The 17658-nt window shown below is 69.0% G+C and carries 17 protein-coding genes and 1 pseudogene; 7 read left to right on the plus strand and 11 right to left on the minus strand.

Annotation, left to right across the window (positions count from 1 at the left end; genetic code table 11):
• Positions 1-42 precede the first annotated feature (42 nt).
• The 4 genes from ASE48_RS08635 to ASE48_RS08650 are packed head-to-tail and all read right to left on the minus strand — an operon-like array spanning position 43 to position 2541.
• Positions 43-405, minus strand: a complete 363-nt coding sequence (locus ASE48_RS08635) for a hypothetical protein (RefSeq protein WP_057166651.1) — start codon at positions 403-405, stop codon at positions 43-45.
• On the minus strand, positions 393-1667 hold the full coding sequence (locus ASE48_RS08640; protein ID WP_057166652.1) for an ArsA family ATPase: 1275 nt from the start codon (positions 1665-1667) through the stop codon (positions 393-395). Before ASE48_RS08640 ends, ASE48_RS08635 begins: the two co-directional genes overlap by 13 nt.
• A gap of 1 nt (position 1668) precedes the next feature.
• The gene (locus tag ASE48_RS08645) at positions 1669-2106 is read right to left on the minus strand and encodes an SRPBCC family protein (protein ID WP_057166653.1); all 438 of its coding nucleotides are present in this window, start codon (positions 2104-2106) and stop codon (positions 1669-1671) included.
• A 57-nt stretch (positions 2107-2163) separates the two neighbouring features.
• Positions 2164-2541: a polyketide cyclase / dehydrase and lipid transport gene (locus ASE48_RS08650; protein ID WP_057166654.1), complete on the minus strand. Its 378-nt coding sequence runs from the start codon at positions 2539-2541 to the stop codon at positions 2164-2166.
• A gap of 107 nt (positions 2542-2648) precedes the next feature.
• Between ASE48_RS08650 and ASE48_RS08655 the strand changes: the two genes are divergently transcribed.
• Positions 2649-4448, plus strand: a complete 1800-nt coding sequence (locus ASE48_RS08655) for an AMP-dependent synthetase/ligase (RefSeq protein WP_057166655.1) — start codon at positions 2649-2651, stop codon at positions 4446-4448.
• A 4-nt stretch (positions 4449-4452) separates the two neighbouring features.
• Here the strand turns inward: ASE48_RS08655 and ASE48_RS08660 are convergent, their stop codons facing one another.
• The 4 genes from ASE48_RS08660 to ASE48_RS08675 all read right to left on the minus strand — a co-directional run bounded on the left by ASE48_RS08660 (position 4453) and on the right by ASE48_RS08675 (position 7982).
• On the minus strand, positions 4453-5586 hold the full coding sequence (locus tag ASE48_RS08660; RefSeq protein WP_057166656.1) for a glycosyltransferase family 4 protein: 1134 nt from the start codon (positions 5584-5586) through the stop codon (positions 4453-4455).
• An 11-nt stretch (positions 5587-5597) separates the two neighbouring features.
• Entirely contained in the window at positions 5598-6497 is a 900-nt protein-coding gene (locus ASE48_RS08665; protein WP_057166657.1) for a peptidase, read from the minus strand.
• On the minus strand, positions 6421-7560 hold the full coding sequence (ripC, locus tag ASE48_RS08670) for a peptidoglycan hydrolase RipC (RefSeq protein WP_057166658.1): 1140 nt from the start codon (positions 7558-7560) through the stop codon (positions 6421-6423). The genes ASE48_RS08665 and ripC overlap by 77 nt, the downstream gene beginning before the upstream one ends.
• A gap of 164 nt (positions 7561-7724) precedes the next feature.
• Positions 7725-7982, minus strand: coding sequence for a hypothetical protein (locus tag ASE48_RS08675; protein WP_057166659.1), 258 nt, complete (start codon positions 7980-7982; stop codon positions 7725-7727).
• 88 nt (positions 7983-8070) lie between these two features.
• On the opposite strand from ASE48_RS08675, the pseudogene ASE48_RS08680 reads away from it, so the two are divergent.
• A pseudogene (locus ASE48_RS08680) lies at positions 8071-9888 on the plus strand (DEDD exonuclease domain-containing protein); the annotation flags it as partial.
• 25 nt (positions 9889-9913) lie between these two features.
• Here ASE48_RS08680 and trpD read toward each other — a convergent pair.
• On the minus strand, positions 9914-10993 hold the full coding sequence (trpD, locus tag ASE48_RS08685; protein ID WP_057166660.1) for an anthranilate phosphoribosyltransferase: 1080 nt from the start codon (positions 10991-10993) through the stop codon (positions 9914-9916).
• Between the two features lie 125 nt (positions 10994-11118).
• Between trpD and ctaE the strand changes: the two genes are divergently transcribed.
• The 5 genes from ctaE to ASE48_RS08710 all read left to right on the plus strand — a co-directional run bounded on the left by ctaE (position 11119) and on the right by ASE48_RS08710 (position 16118).
• Positions 11119-11730 (plus strand): aa3-type cytochrome oxidase subunit III, encoded by a 612-nt coding sequence (gene ctaE, locus ASE48_RS08690; protein ID WP_057166661.1) that lies wholly within the window; start codon positions 11119-11121, stop codon positions 11728-11730.
• A 41-nt stretch (positions 11731-11771) separates the two neighbouring features.
• Positions 11772-12608 carry a cytochrome bc1 complex diheme cytochrome c subunit gene (qcrC, locus tag ASE48_RS08695; RefSeq protein ID WP_057166662.1) on the plus strand — a complete coding sequence of 279 codons (837 nt, stop codon included), beginning with the start codon at positions 11772-11774 and terminating at the stop codon, positions 12606-12608.
• Positions 12605-13801 (plus strand): cytochrome bc1 complex Rieske iron-sulfur subunit, encoded by a 1197-nt coding sequence (qcrA, locus tag ASE48_RS08700; protein WP_057166663.1) that lies wholly within the window; start codon positions 12605-12607, stop codon positions 13799-13801. The genes qcrC and qcrA overlap by 4 nt, the downstream gene beginning before the upstream one ends.
• Positions 13798-15465 (plus strand): cytochrome bc1 complex cytochrome b subunit, encoded by a 1668-nt coding sequence (gene qcrB / locus ASE48_RS08705; protein WP_057166664.1) that lies wholly within the window; start codon positions 13798-13800, stop codon positions 15463-15465. Before qcrA ends, qcrB begins: the two co-directional genes overlap by 4 nt.
• A 98-nt stretch (positions 15466-15563) precedes the next feature.
• Entirely contained in the window at positions 15564-16118 is a 555-nt protein-coding gene (locus ASE48_RS08710) for a mycothiol transferase (protein WP_057166665.1), read from the plus strand.
• Here the strand turns inward: ASE48_RS08710 and ASE48_RS08715 are convergent.
• Positions 16115-16771 carry a DUF2561 family protein gene (locus ASE48_RS08715; protein ID WP_057166666.1) on the minus strand — a complete coding sequence of 219 codons (657 nt, stop codon included), beginning with the start codon at positions 16769-16771 and terminating at the stop codon, positions 16115-16117. The genes ASE48_RS08710 and ASE48_RS08715 overlap by 4 nt on opposite strands.
• Complete coding sequence (locus ASE48_RS08720) at positions 16771-17598, minus strand: MmpS family transport accessory protein (RefSeq protein WP_057166667.1); 828 nt, start codon at positions 17596-17598, stop codon at positions 16771-16773. Before ASE48_RS08720 ends, ASE48_RS08715 begins: the two co-directional genes overlap by 1 nt.
• Positions 17599-17658: the final 60 nt, after the last annotated feature.

Here is a 17658-nt window from a genome sequence, read left to right on the forward strand (position 1 = left end):
AACTGTACCCAGCGTCGGTGAGTGCGACCACACGGTGAGCCGTCAGTCGTCCAACGTCACAGGGATCTGCTCGTAGCGGCTGAATCCGTTGGGCCCTCGATCGCCGTCGGCGGGCGGCGGTGGAGGTGGAGGCGGCTCCTGGTCGCCGACCATCGCGCGGACCACCGTCAGCAGCGCCACGCTGTGCTCGGCGATCACCGACAGCAGCGGATGTTGTTCGCCGTTCACCAGCGCGGCCAGCGCGCAGACCGGGCACCACACCTGCTGGCACGGACCGGGTCCGGCGCCTTCGGCACTGGCGCGGGCGGCCACCAGCCGCACCGCAGGATCGAGTTTGTCCAGGATGGCCTGGGCGAGTTGGCGCAGTTCCGGCGGGATGTCCGAGTGCTCGCTCACTTCGGCCACACCTCCGGATTCGGCTTGAAACGTACCGTCAACTCCCCGCCCCGGAACTGTGCGCCGATCACGACGCAGCGCCGCAGTACCGAGGCCAACCGCACCCGTCGCCGCATCCCGCCGGAGCCGATGATGAGGTCGTCGTCGACCCGGCCGAGTGTCAGCGCACCGGGGTCGACCTGCGGCAACTCTAACCGCATCCGGTACACCGCATCGAGGCCGGTTCCGGATTCGCGGTCCACCACGGGGCGTAGCGGTCCGGGTGGCGGCGAGCCGTCGCGCAGCCGGGCGGCATCCAGGAGTTCACCGAGCGCCTTGGGCCCGATCGGCTCCCCCGCCAGGTGCGGCACCAGCACCAGCTTCACGTCGCCGATGGCCGTGTCCAGCTCATCGAGCACCACCTGTTGCTCGGCGATGCGCTCGGAGTACCAGTCGAATGCGGGGTGCGCCGGAAGGTTGCGGTACTCGAACGAATCATCTTGTACCAGAATCTGGTTGACCAGCAGCTCGGCCACCCGTACACCCATCAGCGCCAGCGACCCGAGGGTGCGGGCGGCCTCGGCGGCGACCACCCGTTCGGCGGTGAGCACCAGGTGCGCGCTCACCCGCGAGGCGTCGGCGAGCAGGGCCGTCAGGCTCTCCGTGCCGTCGGCGACACGTTCCAGCAGGGTGACCGCGGCGGCCGAGGCAAGGTCGGCGGCCGGCTGGGCCAGCCGGCGGTGCCGGGGCCAGGCCCGCTCCAGATAGAGGCCGAAGGTGGCGGGCAGGGTGAGCATCCGCAGGGCGTCGGCGGTCGAGGCACAGTCCACCACCACGTGGTCCCACCGCCCGGAGTCGGCGAGCTCACCGACCTCGTGCAGCCCGAGCACCTCCTGGATACCGGGCAGCGCCGAAAGCTCTTCAGGGGCAACGGTTCCCAGATCGGACTGGGGGAACTTCTCCACCAGAATGCCGGCGATCTCACGCCAGCGGGTCTCCAGTAATGCCAGGGTGTCCAGCGCCAGCGCGTCGAGGAAGCCGCCTCCGCCGTCACCGGTCCCGATGTCCAGGTCGGCAAGCACCCGGGTGGGCTCACGCCGACCGGTCGGGACGATGCTGACGCCGAGCACATCGCCGGTGGAATGCGCCTGGTCGGTGGACACGATGAGCACCCGCAGACCGCTGCGCGCGTCACGCACAGCGGTGGCGGTTGCCAACGTGGACTTGCCTACCCCACCCTTGCCGACGAACAGGCTGACCCGGGCGGGCGCGGGTGAAAGCTCGGCACTCAGCTCACTGCACCTCGACTCGCTTCTTGAGATCCTTCAGCGCGGTGTCGGTCAGCCGGCGTTCGGCCTTGCGCTTGAGCAGCCCGATCATCGGGATGACCAGGTCGACGGACAGCTCGTAGGTCACCTCGGTGCCGGAACCCTTGGGAGACAACCGGTACGCGCCTTGCAGCGCCTTCAACAGGGAGCTCGACACCAGGGTCCAGGTGACGGAATTACGGTCGGCGGGCCAGTCGTAGGACAGCACCATGGTGTCCTTGAGCACCGCGGCGTCCAGCACCAGCCGGGCCGTCTTCGGGTTGCCCGCGGCGTCGGTGTCGAGCACCTCGGTTTCCTTGTATTCGGCCACCCATTCCGGGTAGGAACCGATATCGGCGATCGCGTCCATCACCGTCGAGGGATCAGCCTCGATGTAAATCGTCTGCGCCGTCTTTTCCGCCACGCCCAGAAATCTACCCTCACGCCAAGAGGCCCTGCGCTCCGTCGAGCGCCGGCCGCATCAGACCAGGCGGGAGACCCCTACCGGGCGCTGCGCCTCCAGCCGCGTCTTGATCTCGAAGGCCATCTTCTTGCCCGCCACCCGGCGGTGGTGGTTCAGCTTTGCCAGATCGAGCCGCGCGGGGTCACCGGCCGGCTCGGCATGCAGGAAGTAGTGCAGGATGACGCCGTCCATCATGGGCTGCAGCCAGACCTCCATGGTGCCGGTCAACCCGCCGGCCACGGTCCAGCGGTGACCTGCCGGACCGCGGTCCTCCACGACCGTGAGCCGCAGATCCGGCCACCAGCGCCGCCAGCCGGCCGGGTCCGCGACCGCCCGCCCGACGTCGGCCGGGTCGGCGCACACAAAGGTCTCATCGGCGATCTGCACGCTGTTCATCGCCCTCTAGCTTCACATACCGGACGGCAGCACTGTGACCTAGCCGACGTGCTGCCATTAGGCTTACTCGCCAGTAACCCGTAACCAGGACCCGAGGGGCCAAGATCGTGCGTGAGTTCACCGTTCCGGCGTCGTTTGAGATCGCCGAGTATGACACCGTCGTCAGCTCGGTCTATGCACATGAACGCGAGGATCCCGACCATGTGATCTTCCAGCGTCTGGTCGACGGCGCCTGGACCGATGTCACCTGCGCCCAGGCGGCCGCCCAGATCCGTTCGGCGGCTTTGGGTTTGATCGCCCATGGCGTCCAGGCCGGTGACCGGGTCGCCATCCTGTCGGCCACCCGCTACGAATGGCCGATCATCGACTTCGCGATCCTGTCCATCGGTGCGGTCACCGTGCCGATCTATGAGACGTCGGCGCCCGAACAGATCCGGCACGTGCTCAACGATTCGGGTGCGGTGCTGGTGATCGCCGAGACCGATGCCCATGCCGACCGGGTGGAGCAGCTGACCGACCAGCTGCCCGAGGTGCGCGCGGTGTTGCGCATCGAGAGCAGCACCACCGAGGCCGCCCTCGACGTGCTGGCCAAGGCCGGGGAGTCCGAAGACGCGGCCGCGGTCGATGCCCGCGTGGCGGCGATCAAGGCAGACGATCCCGCGACGCTGATCTACACCTCGGGCACCACCGGCCTGCCCAAGGGCTGCCAGCTCACCCACTCCAACCTGCTCTACGAGATCCGCGGCGCCAAGGCGGCCTTCCCGACGCTGCTACAGAAGGGTGAGCGGTTGCTGGTGTTCCTGCCGCTGGCACACGTGCTGGCCCGGGCGATCACCATCGGCGCGTTCGCCAACAAGGTGGCGCTGGGATTCACCAGCGACATCAAGAACCTGGTGCCCGCGCTCGGGGTGTTCAAGCCGACGCTGGTGGTCTCGGTGCCCCGGGTGTTCGAGAAGGTCTACAACACCGCCGAGCAGAACGCACGCAACGACGGCAAGGGCCGCATCTTCGAGATCGCCGCCAACACCGCCATCGAGTTCAGCCAGGCTCAGGACGGCAACGGGCCGGGGCTGGTCCTGAAGGTCAAGCACGCGCTGTTCGACAAGCTGGTCTACGGCAAGCTGCGGGCCGCGCTCGGCGGCAACTGCCGCGCCGCGATCTCCGGTGGCGCGCCACTGGGTGCCCGGCTCGGGCACTTCTACCGCGGTGTCGGGCTGACCATCTACGAGGGCTACGGACTGACCGAGAGCAGCGCCGCGGTCACCGCCAACCAGGTGGGCGCGGTCAAGGTCGGCTCGGTCGGGAAGTTGTTGCCTGGCAACAGCATGCGACTGGCCGACGATGACGAGCTGCTGCTGCGCGGCGGCGTGGTGTTCGGCGGCTACTGGCGCAACGAAGAGGCCAGCGCGGCGGCGTTCACCGACGGCTGGTTCCACACCGGCGACCTCGGCGCGATCGACGCGGACGGCTTCCTGACGATCATCGGCCGCAAGAAGGAGATCATCGTCACCGCCGGCGGCAAGAACGTCGCCCCGGCAGTGCTGGAAGACCGGCTGCGCGCGCACCCACTGATCAGCCAGGCGATGGCGGTCGGCGACGCACAGCCGTTCATCGCGGCGCTGATCACCATCGATCCGGAGGCCTTCGTCGGCTGGAAGCAGCGCAACGGTAAGGCCGAGTCGGCGTCGGTGGCGGATCTGGCCGAGGACCCGGACCTGAAGGGCGAGGTCGAACTGGCGGTCAAGGACGCCAACCAGGCGGTGTCCAAGGCCGAGGCCATCCGCACGTTCCGGATCCTGCCGGTCGACTTCACCGAGGACACCGGCGAACTCACCCCGACGCTGAAGGTCAAGCGCAAGGTGGTCGCGGAGAAGTTCGCCGATCAGATCGCGGCGATCTACGCCTGACCGCCTAACCCCCGAGCAGCCGCTGCAGTCGCGCACCCTGGGTGCGCCACTGCCAGCTCTGCACGACCCAGTCCCGCCCCGCCGCCCCCATCCGGGCGGCGGTGGCCGGGTCGGCGAGCAGATCGCTGACGGCGGTGGCGATGGCATCCACGTCGGTGCCGTCGACCACCCAGCCGGTCTCACCGTCGCGCACCGTCTCCGGGGCGCCGCCGGAGCGGCCCGCCACCACCGGCACGCCGCACGCCGAGGCCTCCAGGAACACGATGCCCAGGCCCTCGACGTCCAGACCCGCGCCGCGGGTGCGGCACGGCATTGCGAAAACGTCGGCCATCGCGTGATGGGCCGGTAGTTCCTCACCGGGGACGCCGCCGGTGAACAGCACGTCGTCGGCGACGCCCGTGCGCTGCGCGAGTTTCTCCAGATCCTCCCGGTACGGCCCGCCGCCGACGATCACCAACGCGGCGTCGGGCACCCGCGCACGGATCTGGCCGAACGCGCGGATCAACATGTCCTGCCCCTTGCGCGGTACCAGCCGGGACAGGCACACCACCACCGGCCGGTCCCCCAGCTCGTAGCGGGCCCGCAGCCGCGCACGCGACACCGAATCGGGGGCGAAGCGGTCGATGTCGACCCCGGGTGAGAGCCGCTCCAGGCAGGCCCGCGGGCCGAAGGCCGCGGCGAACCGGCCCCGGGTGTAACCGCTGACGTAGGTGACGACGTCGGCATCGTCGCCGATGCGGCGCAGCGCATTTCGCGCCAGCGGCAGCATCGACCAGCCGACCTCATGGCCGTGCGTGCTGGCCACCACCCGGGACGCCCCGGCGCTGCGGGCCAACGGCGACAGCAGGGCCAGCGGCGCCGCCGCGCCGAACCACACCGTCTCGACATCGTGCTCGGCGATCAGGGCACGCATCCGGTTGGCGACCGTCGGCTCGGGCAGCATCAGGGTGGTGGGGTGTCGCACCACCCGGTAACCGGCACGTTCGTCATATTCCGGGGCACCCTTCCACGTGGGCGCGTACACGGTCAGCTCGTGGCCACCCGCCGCGGTCAGTTCGCCGACGAAGGCCTCCAGGTAGGACTGGATGCCGCCGCGGCGCGGGGGAAAGTCGTTGGTCACCAACAGGACCCGGGTCATCGTTCTCCTAGCTACCGGCTGACAACGCGATCGGTCATCCACTGGCGCCACTGCGCCAGCACCGCATCGAGGTCCTCGTGCAGTGTCTCGCGGACGGCTGTGGGCGGGTCGGGATGCCCGGGTCCGCAGGCGCGCACGTACAGCGCTCGCAGCGTCTCCTGCTTGTACCGTTCGGCCACGAAGCGGCTGAACCACCAGGCCCGGTCGTAGGCCAGCGAGCGGCCCGCGCCTTCGGTCTGCAGATCGGCGTCCGTGGGCAATTGGGCAAGTTCCTCGGCCTGCTCGCGGGCGGGCCAGCCGTCCGCCGGCCGGCTCACGTAATCGGCGACGCCCTCGGTGACCCACAGCGGCGCGTCGGCGACGGTGTGCGGGCGGGCCGCGTAGTGGAACAGTTCGTGGCGCACCACGATCCGCAGGGCATCGTCACTCATCCCCGATGCGCCCGGCGCGAACACCATGCCGTCGGCGGTGGTGGCTGCCGCGATATCGGGACTGCCGTGGGCGAGTACGCGGAACTGTTCATCGGATTCGGTCACCACGACCACGATCTCGCGGGGCCAGTCCGGTCCCCAGAACCCGGTGACGGCGGCCGCTGCGCCGGGCAGTTCGGCCGCGATCCGGTCGATCATCGGCGCGCTGCGCTCACCGCCGAGGCCGCGCAGCTGTGCGGTGCGCCCGTCGGGCAGCGAGATGCCGGTCGTGGTGGCGGTGCTCGATGGCGAACTCTGTGGCGACGGCGCGGACGGCGACTCGTACTGGCAACCCGACAGCAGGACCGCGGCGATGAGCGCGACGGAGCCGAGGGCTCTCAGCCCGTCAGTACCGACGGACGCTTCAGTACCGACGGACGTTGTAGATCGGCGCGTTGTTGACCGGGGCGACCACCACGGGCTTACCGAAGGTCGAGGCATGCACCATCATGCCATCGCCGATGTAGATACCGACGTGCGAAGCATCCGAGTAATAGGAGACGACGTCACCGGGCTGCATCTGGTCGGTGGAGACCGCCTGGCCACCGGCGGCCTGCGCATAGCTGGAGTGCGGCAGGGAGATTCCGGCCTGCTGGAAGGCCCACTTCACCAGGCCGGAGCAGTCGAACGCGCCGGGGCCTTCGGCGCCCCACGAGTAGGGCGAACCGATCCGGGTCAGTGCGGCCTGCATGGCCACCGCGGCCGTGCCGGAGCCGGCGCCGGGCGCCGCCTCGGGCGGGGCGACATCACCGGGCGGGATGCCCTCGGGCGGGGCGGCCAGCACACCGGGATCGTTGTTCGGCAACGCCTCGGGGGCCGGCGCCGGGACCGCGGCGGGCACCGGTGGGATGGCGGCCAGCGCCTCGCGCTGGGCCGGGGTCAGCACCTCGTACTGCGACTTGACGACGGCGATCTCGACCTGCAGCTTGCTTTGCTTGGATTGCAGGTCCGCGCGTACCGCGGCGGCCTGCTCGGCGGCGGTCTTGGCGTTGGCGGCGGACTGGGCCGAGGCCGATTCGGCCTGCGCGGCCCGCACGCTGGTGTTCCGGAAGTTCTGCATCTGCGCCGACATCTCGGTGGCCATCACGCGCTGCACGGCGAGCTGATCGATGAGCACCTGCGGGGAGCTCGCGGTGAGCATGGAATCCAGACCATCGGTGCGGCCGCCCATGTACTGCGCGGCGGCGATCTTGTCCACGGAGGTCTGGAACTTTGCCAGATCAGCCTTGGCGGCCTCGACCGCCGCGGTGTCGGCCGCGTGCTTCTGTTCGGCGGCGCGCTGCGCGACCAGCTTGGTATCGAGATCGAGCTGGGCGGCGTGCATGTTCTCGGTGGCGATCTCAGCCTGATGCGACAGCTCATTGAGCTTTGCCAGTGCATCGTCGGCCGGGTCGGCCTGCACGCCCGAGGCGAGGATCCCGCCGAACACAGTCAGGGCCGCTAACGCTCCGACTAGGGGTCGCTGGACGACACTCTTACGCCGGTGTGTGCGATCAGGCCTCAAGATATTGCGTCCTTACAACTGCTCTTCAGCCGCGATTAACTGCTATCAGGTCTCGAATAGGTTACGAAACGGCATCGGGCTTGTCCAACGGGAGACGTGAACTTAACAGGCACCCGGGATGAAAATCGGGCTTCCCGGCGTTGCCAAAGGTCACTCGCGTGTCCTCATGCCACACCAGTTCTACCATCCGGACGCTCATTCCGATGGATCGGAACCAGCCGCAACCGTGGCGCCAGCCCGACCTCCGCGAGCACCGCGAGTGCCTCGCGTTCGTCGTTCAGCAAAGTCTCCGGCACACCGAGCAGCACACTGACCACGCAGTCCTGGCACCCCGGTCCGCGCACCGCGCAGTCGTCGCAGTCGATCACCACCGAGCCGGTGTCCAACGGCTCCTCAACTCGATCTGTCCGGTCTTGATTCATCGGCGTCACCTTTCGTTCCTGGTCAGTTCCTCCGCACCGTAACGACGGGTACCGACACGCCCGCCGACGAACGACACGCTGGCCCGACTTGTCGGAGGCGGGGCCTACCGTCACCGGTGTGCAGCAGCTGAGCTTCGCCGATATCGATCCGGTCGCCGATCTGCTGCTGGCCGACACCACCTTCGTGGTGGTGGACCTGGAGACCACCGGAGGCCGCGCCACCGCGAGCACCCCCGGCGGCGATGACCATGACGCGATCACCGAGATCGGCGCGGTCAAGATCCGCGGCGGTGTCGTCCTCGGCGAACTCGCCACCCTGGTCGATCCGGGCCGCAGCATCCCGCCGCAGATCGTCCAGCTGACCGGCATCACGTCGGCGATGGTTCACGACGCACCGCGGATCGACGCCGTGCTGCCGGCATTCCTGGAGTTCTCCAGGGGCGCGGTGCTGGTTGCCCACAATGCGGGATTCGACATCGGGTTCTTGCGCGCCGCGGCGACGCGGCTGGGCATCAACTGGCCGCGTCCGCCGGTGCTGTGCACGGTGCGGCTGGCGCGTCGGGTCCTGACCCGCGACGAGGCGCCCAGCGTGAAGCTCTCGGCACTCGCCCGGTTGTTCTCCGCCACCACCACCCCGAACCACCGGGCCCTCGACGACGCCCGCGCGACCGTCGACGTGCTGCACGGACTCATCGAGCGCGTCGGGAACCAGGGCGTGCGCACCTATCCCGAGTTGCGCGCCTATCTGCCCGACGCCACCGCCCCGCAGCGTCGCAAGCGTCACCTGGCCCAGGGCGTCCCGTCGCGGCCCGGCGTGTACCTGTTCCGCGGCCCGGCCGACGAGGTGCTCTACATCGGCACCGCGGTGGACCTGCGCCGCCGGGTGGGCCAGTACTTCACCGGGGCGGACCCGCGCACCCGGATGAAGGAGATGGTGGCGCTGGCCACCCGCGTCGACCACGTGGAGTGCGCGCACGAACTGGAGGCAGGGGTACGCGAGTTGCGGCTGCTGGCCGCGCACGCCCCGCCGTACAACCGCCGGTCGAAGTTCCCGCGCCGGTGGTGGTGGATCACCCTCACCGATGAGGCCTTCCCGCGCTTCTCGGTGGTGCGCGCACCACGCAGTCCCCGCGCCATCGGGCCGTTCACCTCACGCGCGGACGCCGTCACCGCCGTCGACGTGCTGGCCCGCGGCACCGGTGTACGGACCTGCACCGCCCGGCTGGCCCGCAGTGCGCGCCACGCCTGCGAGGAACGCGAGCTCTCCCCCTGCCCGGCCGCTCGTGACGCCGACATGGCGCAGTACGCCGGCGCACCGCAGCGGGCCGCCGATCTGCTCGACGGTGTCGACAGTTCCCCATTCGGCACCGTGCTGAGCCAGATCGAGGCGCTGGCGAGCCTGCACCGCTACGAGACCGCGGCCCGGCTGCGCGATCACACCGCGGCCGCCGTGGAGGTCACCTGGCGGGGCCAGCGGCTGCAGGCGCTGGCCGCGGTCGACGAACTGACCGCGGCCCGGCCCGACGGGCGCGGCGGCTGGGAATTGGCCGTGATCCGGCACGGGCAGCTGGCCTCGGCCGGGTGCGCCCGCCGCGGCGTGCCGCCGATGCCCGTCGTCGACGCCATAACTGTTGCCGCACAGGCGATCCTGCCCCAACAGGCCCCGCTGGGCGGCGCACTGGTGGAGGAGACGGCGTTGATCACCCGGTGGCTGTCGGGGCCGGGCGTGCGCATCGTCAGGGCCGAAACGGGCTATGCCAGCCCGATCGGGTCCGCGGCCCGGTGGGCCGACTGGGCCGCCACCGCACGGTCGGCGCGACTCGCGGCCGAACGGCATGACTGGGCCCACACCGACGATGACAGCGCCGGAGAACTCGACGACCGGTACGGCGTGCACCGGCCGCGCCGGGCCCGCGCGCAGGCGGGCTGAGTCAGCCGGCGGCCTTCTGGGTGAACCGCACCCAGTTCGCCAGAAGTCGTTCTGCGGCACCGGAATCGATGGCTTCGACGGCGCGGGCCAGGCCGGACTGCCAGGCGGGCACCCACTGGGCGTCACCGGAGAGACCGGCATGGGCGACCATCGCGCCTGCGGCATTGAGCACCACCGCATCGCGCACCGGCCCCTTGGCGCCGCTGAGCACGGCGCGCACCGACGCGGCGTTGGCCTCGGCATCGCCGCCGACGAGTTCGCTCAGATCGGCCCGGCGGAACCCGAAGGCCGCGGGGTCGAGGGTCAGGCGTTCGACCGTGCCGGCCTGCACCCGCCAGATGGTGCTGGTGGTCGTGGTGGTGAGTTCGTCCAGACCGTCGTCGCCGTGCACCACCAGCGCGCTGGCCCCGCGGGCGGCGAACACCCCGGCCATCACCTCGGCCAGATCACCCCAGGCGCAGCCGAACAGGCCGGCCCGCGGTGCGGCCGGATTGGTCAGCGGGCCGAGCAGATTGAAGACGGTCGGCACACCGATCTCGCGGCGGACAACCGAGGCGTGCCGGTAGGAGGGATGGAACTGCGGCGCGAACGCGAAGGCGATACCGACCTCGGCGACACTGCGCGCGACCTCGTCGGGACCCAGATCGATGCGCACCCCGAGCGCCTCCAGGGTGTCCGCTCCACCCGACAGCGAGGAGGCCGCCCGGTTGCCGTGCTTGATCACCGGTACGCCGGCCGCGGCGGTGACGATCGAGGCCATCGTCGACAGGTTCACCGTGTTGGACCCGTCGCCCCCGGTGCCCACGATGTCGACGGCGTCGGTGCCGATCGCGCTGTCGGGGATCCGGCGGGCATGCTTGAGCATCGTGTCGGCGAGTTCGGTGACCTCCGCCGACGTCGGACGTTTCATCCGCATCGAGACCGCGAACCCGGAGATCTGCGCCGGCGTCGCCGCCCCGGTCATGATCTGGTCCATGGCCCACGCCGACTGACCACGCTTGAGATCCTGGTGGGTGGTCAGCAGGCCGAGGATCTGCGGCCAGGTGAACGAACTCTCGGATGCGCTCTGAGCGGATGACACGCCGTGATGCTATCGCCCGTGCAGGACTCGTCCGGAGCCTGTCACGACTGCCTACCGGGACACGTTTCAACTCAATTACGAACCCGGGTGGAGTTAATCAACTACAAAGCGTCATACTTGCTTCTGTGACGAGCGCTGTTGGGACCTCGGGGACCGCGATTACCTCCCGCGTACATTCGCTGAACAGACCGAATATGGTCAGTGTCGGCACCATTGTGTGGCTTTCCAGTGAACTGATGTTCTTTGCTGGACTGTTCGCGATGTACTTCACCGCGCGTGCGCAGGCGCAGGGCGCCTGGCCGCCCGAGCCGACCGAGCTGAACTTGTGGCTCGCCGTGCCGGTGACCGCGGTGCTGATCGCCTCCTCCTTCACCTGCCAGATGGGCGTGTTCGCCGCCGAGCGCGGCGACGTGTTCGGGCTGCGCCGGTGGTACGTGCTGACGTTCTTCATGGGACTGTTCTTCGTGCTCGGCCAGGGCTACGAATACATCCACCTCGTCGACCACGGCACCACCATCCCGGGCAGTGCCTACGGGTCGGTGTTCTATCTGGCCACCGGCTTCCACGGCCTGCACGTCATCGGCGGTCTGGTCGCCTTCATCTTCTTGCTGATCCGCACCAGGCTGTCGAAGTTCACGCCTGCGCAGGCGACCGCGGCGATCGTCGTGTCCTATTACTGGCACTTCGTCGACATCGTGTGGATTGCCCTGTTCGCCGTCATCTACTTCGTCCGATGATCGGCAAGCCGATGGGTCCGTTGACGACGAGAAGGGGTTCGATGACCAGCAAGTCCGGCGCAGCCGGGAAGACGATCAAGCAACGTCGCTTGCGTCGGCGCGTGTCCGCAGCCGTCCTGCTGCTGCTCGGGCTGTCGGTCGCCGGCGTCACCGCCGCCACCTTGACCCCGACGCCTCAGGTCGCGGTCGCCGACGAGTCCCAGTCGGCGCTGCTGCGCACCGGCAAGCAGCTGTTCGACACCTCGTGCATCAGCTGCCACGGCGCGAACCTGCAGGGTGTCGCGGACCGTGGTCCCAGCCTGATCGGCACCGGCGAGGCCGCCGTGTACTTCCAGGTCTCCACCGGCCGGATGCCCGCGATGCGCGGTGAGGCCCAGGCCCCGCGCAAGGAACCGGTCTTCGACGAGCACCAGATCGACGCGCTCGGCGCCTTCGTCCAGGCCAACGGCGGCGGCCCCGTCGTGCCCCGGGAAGCCAACGGCCACATCGCCGATGAGTCCCTGCTGTCCGGTGACGTCGCCCGCGGTGGCGACCTGTTCCGGCTGAACTGCGCCTCCTGCCACAACTTCACCGGCAAGGGCGGAGCCCTGTCCTCCGGCAAGTACGCGCCGGACCTCGGCGAGGCCTCCAAGGTGCCCGCGCAGGTCTACACCGCCATGCTCACCGGCCCGCAGAACATGCCGAAGTTCTCTGATCGCCAGCTCTCCCCCGAGGAGAAGGCCGACATCGTCTCCTACGTGCGGCAGGCGGCGAACACTCCGGATCCCGGCGGCTACGGCCTCGGCGGATTCGGCCCCACCACCGAAGGTATGGCCATCTGGATCATCGGGATCGTGGCTGCCGTCGGCATGACCTTGTGGATCGGAGCTCGCGCATGAGCGGGGATATCCAGGGCGGTGACACCTCGGGCCGTCCGGTCCCGGGTCAGCCGACCGACGCCGAACTGGCGGAGATGTCGCGCGAGGAACTGCTCGCGCTCGGCGGCAAGCTCGACGGTGTCGAGGTCGTCTTCAAGGAACCGCGGTGGCCGGTCGAGGGCACCAAGGCCGAGAAGCGCGCGTCGCGCACCGTGTCCTACTGGCTGCTCCTCGGCGGGTTCTCCGGACTGGCGCTGCTGCTGGTCTTCCTTTTCTGGCCCTGGGAGTACGTCCCCTACGGCGCCGAGGGCGAGCGGATGTACACGCTGGCCACCCCGTTGTACGGCCTGACGTTCGGCCTGTCGATCCTGGCGATCGGTGTCGGCGCGGTGCTCTTCCAGAAGAAGTTCATCCCCGAAGAGATCACCATCCAGGATCGCCATGACGGCTCGTCGGCGGAGATCCACCGCAAGACCATCGTCGCGAACCTGAGCGACGCCCTTGAGGGTTCGACCATCAAGCGGCGCAAGCTGATCGGGCTGTCGATGGGCATCGGCCTCGGCGCGTTCGGCCTGGGCACCCTGGTGGCCTTCGCGGGCGGGTTGATCAAGAACCCGTGGAAGCCCGTGGTGCAGACCGCCGAGGGCAAGAAGGCGGTGCTGTGGACCTCGGGATGGACCCCGCGTTTCCAGGGCGAGACCATCTACCTGGCCCGCGCCACCGGCATCCCCGGCGAATCGCCGTTCGTGAAGATGCGTCCCGAGGACATCGACGCCGGCGGTATGGAGACGGTGTTCCCCTGGCGCGAGTCCGACGGTGACGGTGTCACGGTGGAATCCAGCCACCACCTGTTCGAGGTCGCGATGGGTGTCCGTAACCCGGTCATGCTGATCCGCATCAAGACCCAGGACATGAAGAGGGTCGTCAAGCGGCAGGGCCAGGAGAGCTTCAACTTCGGCGAACTGTTCGCCTACACGAAGGTCTGCTCGCACCTGGGCTGCCCGTCCTCGCTGTACGAGCAGCAGACCTACCGCATTCTGTGCCCGTGCCATCAGTCGCAGTTCGACGCGCTGCACTTCGCCCGGCCGATTTTCGGTCCGGCCGCACGTGCGCTGGCGCAGTTGCCCATTACCATCGACAAGGACGGCTATCTGGTCGCGAACGGCGACTTCATCGAACCCGTCGGACCGGCATTCTGGGAGCGCAAATCATGAGTCCCAAGCTCGGAGATATCGCGGCCGCTCAAGGCGATGCGATCGATTCCCGGTACCACCCCTCGGAGGCGGTACGTCGCGGAATCCTGAACAAGGTCTTCCCCACGCACTGGTCGTTCCTGCTGGGTGAGATCGCGCTGTACAGCTTCATCATCCTGTTGATCACGGGTGTGTGGCTGACGCTGTTCTTCGACCCGTCGATGGCGCACGTGACCTACGAGGGCGTGTACCAGCCGCTGCGCGGTGTGCAGATGTCGCGGGCCTATGAATCGGCCCTGGAGATCAGCTTCGAAGTGCGTGGCGGTCTGTTCGTCCGCCAGATCCACCACTGGGCAGCGCTGCTCTTCGCGGCGTCGATCATGGTGCACCTGGCCCGCATCTTCTTCACGGGCGCGTTCCGGCGTCCCCGCGAAGCCAACTGGGTCATCGGCTCGCTGCTGCTGATCCTGGCGATGTTCGAGGGTTACTTCGGCTACTCGCTGCCCGACGACCTGCTCTCGGGCACCGGCCTGCGCGCCGCGTTCTCCTCGATCACCCTGGGCATGCCGGTCATCGGAACCTGGCTGCATTGGGCGCTGTTCGGCGGCGACTTCCCCGGCGAGATCATCATTCCGCGGTTGTACGCCCTGCACATCCTGCTGATCCCCGGGATCATGCTGGCACTCATCGGCGCGCACATGGCGCTGGTGTGGTTCCAGAAGCACACCCAGTTCCCCGGCCCCGGCCGGACCGAGAAGAACGTCGTCGGCGTGCGCGTCATGCCGGTCTTCGCGGTGAAGTCGGGTGCGTTCTTCGCCATGATCACCGGCCTGCTCGGCATCATGGGCGGTCTGCTGCAGATCAACCCGATCTGGGTGCTCGGCCCGTACAAGCCCTCACAGATCTCGGCCGGCAGCCAGCCCGACTTCTACATGATGTGGACCGACGGCTTGGCCCGTGTATGGCCGGCCTGGGAGTTCTACATCGGCAACCACACCATCCCGCAGTCGGTGTGGGTGGCCATGGGCATGGGCCTGGTGTTCGTGCTGCTGTCGGTTTACCCGTTCCTGGAGCGCAAGCTCACCGGCGACACCGCCCACCACAACCTGTTGCAGCGTCCGCGTGACGCCCCGACACGTACCGCTGTGGGCGCCGCGGCGATCTCGTTCTACATCCTGCTGACGTTCATGTGCATGAACGACATCATCGCGCTGAAGTTCCACATCTCGCTGAACGCGACCACGTGGATCGGCCGCATCGGCATGGTGGTGCTGCCGATGATCGTCTACTACATCACCTACCGGTGGGCGATCAGCCTGCAGCGCAGCGACCGCGCGGTGCTGGAGCACGGTATCGAGACGGGCATCATCACGCGGCTTCCGCACGGTGCCTACATCGAACTGCACCAGCCGCTCGGCCCGGTCGATGATCACGGGCACCCGATTCCGCTGGAGTACCAGGGCGCGGCACTGCCCAAGCGGATGAACAAGCTCGGATCCGGCGGCGCACCCGGCAGCGGCAGCTTCCTGTTCGCCGATCCGGTCGAAGAGCACGATGCGCTCGCCGAGGCGGCCCATGCCGCCGAGCATCGGGCGCTCGCGGTGCTCAGCGAGAGCCAGGGCACCAACGGTTCGAACGGTCACGGTTCCAACGGTTCCCGGAACGGATCCAACGGGCACCACTAGCAGTTCACGACGAGGAAGGCCCGCGCAGCACGCTGCGCGGGCCTTTTTCGTCCGCCACTCCCCTACCCCGGCCGGCGCCGAACAGTACGCTGACCCGCATGGTCGATGATCCGCCCTGGGAACCACCACTGGCCGGGACGGAGGAGCAGCACCTCGTCGCCGCGCTGGAGCGCCTGCGAATGACGTTCCGCTGGAAGGCCGATGGGCTCGACTCGGCCGCGCTGGCGATCAGAATCGGCGCGTCCTCGCTGACCCTCGGCGGCCTGCTCAAACACCTCGCACGCGCCGAGGCCCAACGGTTCGGCCCCGGCCTCGATGGCTCGCCCATGGGTGCGCCGTGGGACGACGCCGATTGGGACGCCGACCCGGACTGGGACTTCACCTCGGCCGCGGACGACACTCCCGCTGAGCTCTATGCGTTCTGGGATCGGTCCGTCGCGCATTCCAGGGCCACGCTGACGGCCGCGCTGGCGCACGGAGGCCTCGATCAACTGGTCGGCATCGCCTGGCCGGATGGATCCCGGGCCAGCCTGCGCCGCAGCGTGTGTGACCTCGTCGAGGAATATGGACGCCACACCGGGCACGCCGATCTACTGCGCGAGGCCGTCGACGGGCGCGTGGGCGAGGACCCGCCACCCGATTGGCGGCCCTAACCGGCAGCCGGTGCGTCCAGGCCGAGCACCCCGCGCAGCTCGCGCAGGTAGAACCACGGCAGCACCGGCATGGCCACCGTGACGATGCCGGCGATGATGTAGAACGCCACCGCGGCACTGCCGCCGTCATTGGCGGACAGATAGGTCGCCAGGCCGACCGCCAGCGTGCCCACTCCGATCGCGCATGCCATCGACAGCCCGAACCGTGCGAACACCTCGTCGACGACACCGGGCTGGGCGGCGGCACGGGTGCCGGTCTCCAGGGCCGGTTCGGTGCTCCTGCGCCGGGCGTCGCGGGGCGGCACGGCGGCGATGTCCTCGGCCACCGACCCTCCGGCCGGCGTGTGGTCACGGATCGGCCGGTGGCTGGTCTGCTGACGGGCCCGCACCAGCAGCGGGATCGCCACCACGATCACGGCGGCCGAGATGCCGATCACGGTGTAGAGCACCCAGGGCGTTTCCGAGCCGGAGGCCTCGGACAGTTCGGCGCGGACGGTGCCGCGGCCGCCGGCCATGTCCACCAGGGACACGGTGGCGGCCACCGCGGCGCCGAGTGCGGCCAGCCAGATGACCGCGCAGGCGCCCAGCAGGATCCGCTCCAGGTTCTCCGGACCGGATAAGGGACGTCGGGAAAATTCAGTGTCTTTGAGCATCAGCAACTTGTCTGTGCGGCGTTGCCGGTGTTGGACGACAGCACGGTGCCATCGCTTGTGGTGATCGAGCAGTTCAGCCGGCTGACCAAGAACAAGCTCGACGCCTGTACCGAACCGACCTCGGACTGCGAGATCGGCGTGACGGTGAGCGACCACGGGATGTAGACGTTGCGCTGGGTGCGGCTGCGCCCGGACGCGTCGATATAGGTGACGGTGATGATGTCGCCGGGTGCCTTGGTGCCGGTGACCGAGTAGGTCACCTGACGGGGTCCCGGCGGCCGCGTCGTCGTCGGCGGGGGCGGCGGCGCCTCCGTGGTGGCCGGCGGCGGCGGGGCCTCCTCGCTGGGCGGCGGAGGTGGTGGTGGTGCCGGCTCCTGCGTCACCGTGACGGTCTCCGGTGGCGGAGGCGGCGGCTCCTCGGTGGGAGGCGGCGGGGGCGGTGGCTCACTGCTGGGCGGCGGGGGCGGTGTCGTGGTGATCGCGTCCTGCACGGGCGGCGACGTCGAGGTCGACGTCTCCGGGTTGGCCAGCCCGGTGTTGTCGGTCCGGGTCACCAGCAGGGCGACGGAGGCGACCAGGGCGACGGCGGCGACGATGGCCACCACGCCGACGACCCACGGCCACTTCGGGGGTACGTCCTGGTCGGGATCAGCGGCCGCGTAGGCGTCGTATTCGTACAGCGCCGGATCCGGCGGCACGTACGGAGCGCTGGTGAACTGCTCGGATTCCGGGGCGGAGTACGCCCGGGATTGGATGTCGGTCTCGTCGGCGCGGGATTTCCGATCTTTGTTCCCACCCGGCGACTCCGGTCCTGACGGCCCGCTCATCTGCAACTAAACCTCGGCCTATCCTTCTCGACTGCTGCCTCGGCAACCCTACCCAACCAG

Source organism: Mycobacterium sp. Root265, assembly GCF_001428895.1.
In the GTDB taxonomy this organism is placed as follows: Bacteria; Actinomycetota; Actinomycetes; order Mycobacteriales; family Mycobacteriaceae; genus Mycobacterium.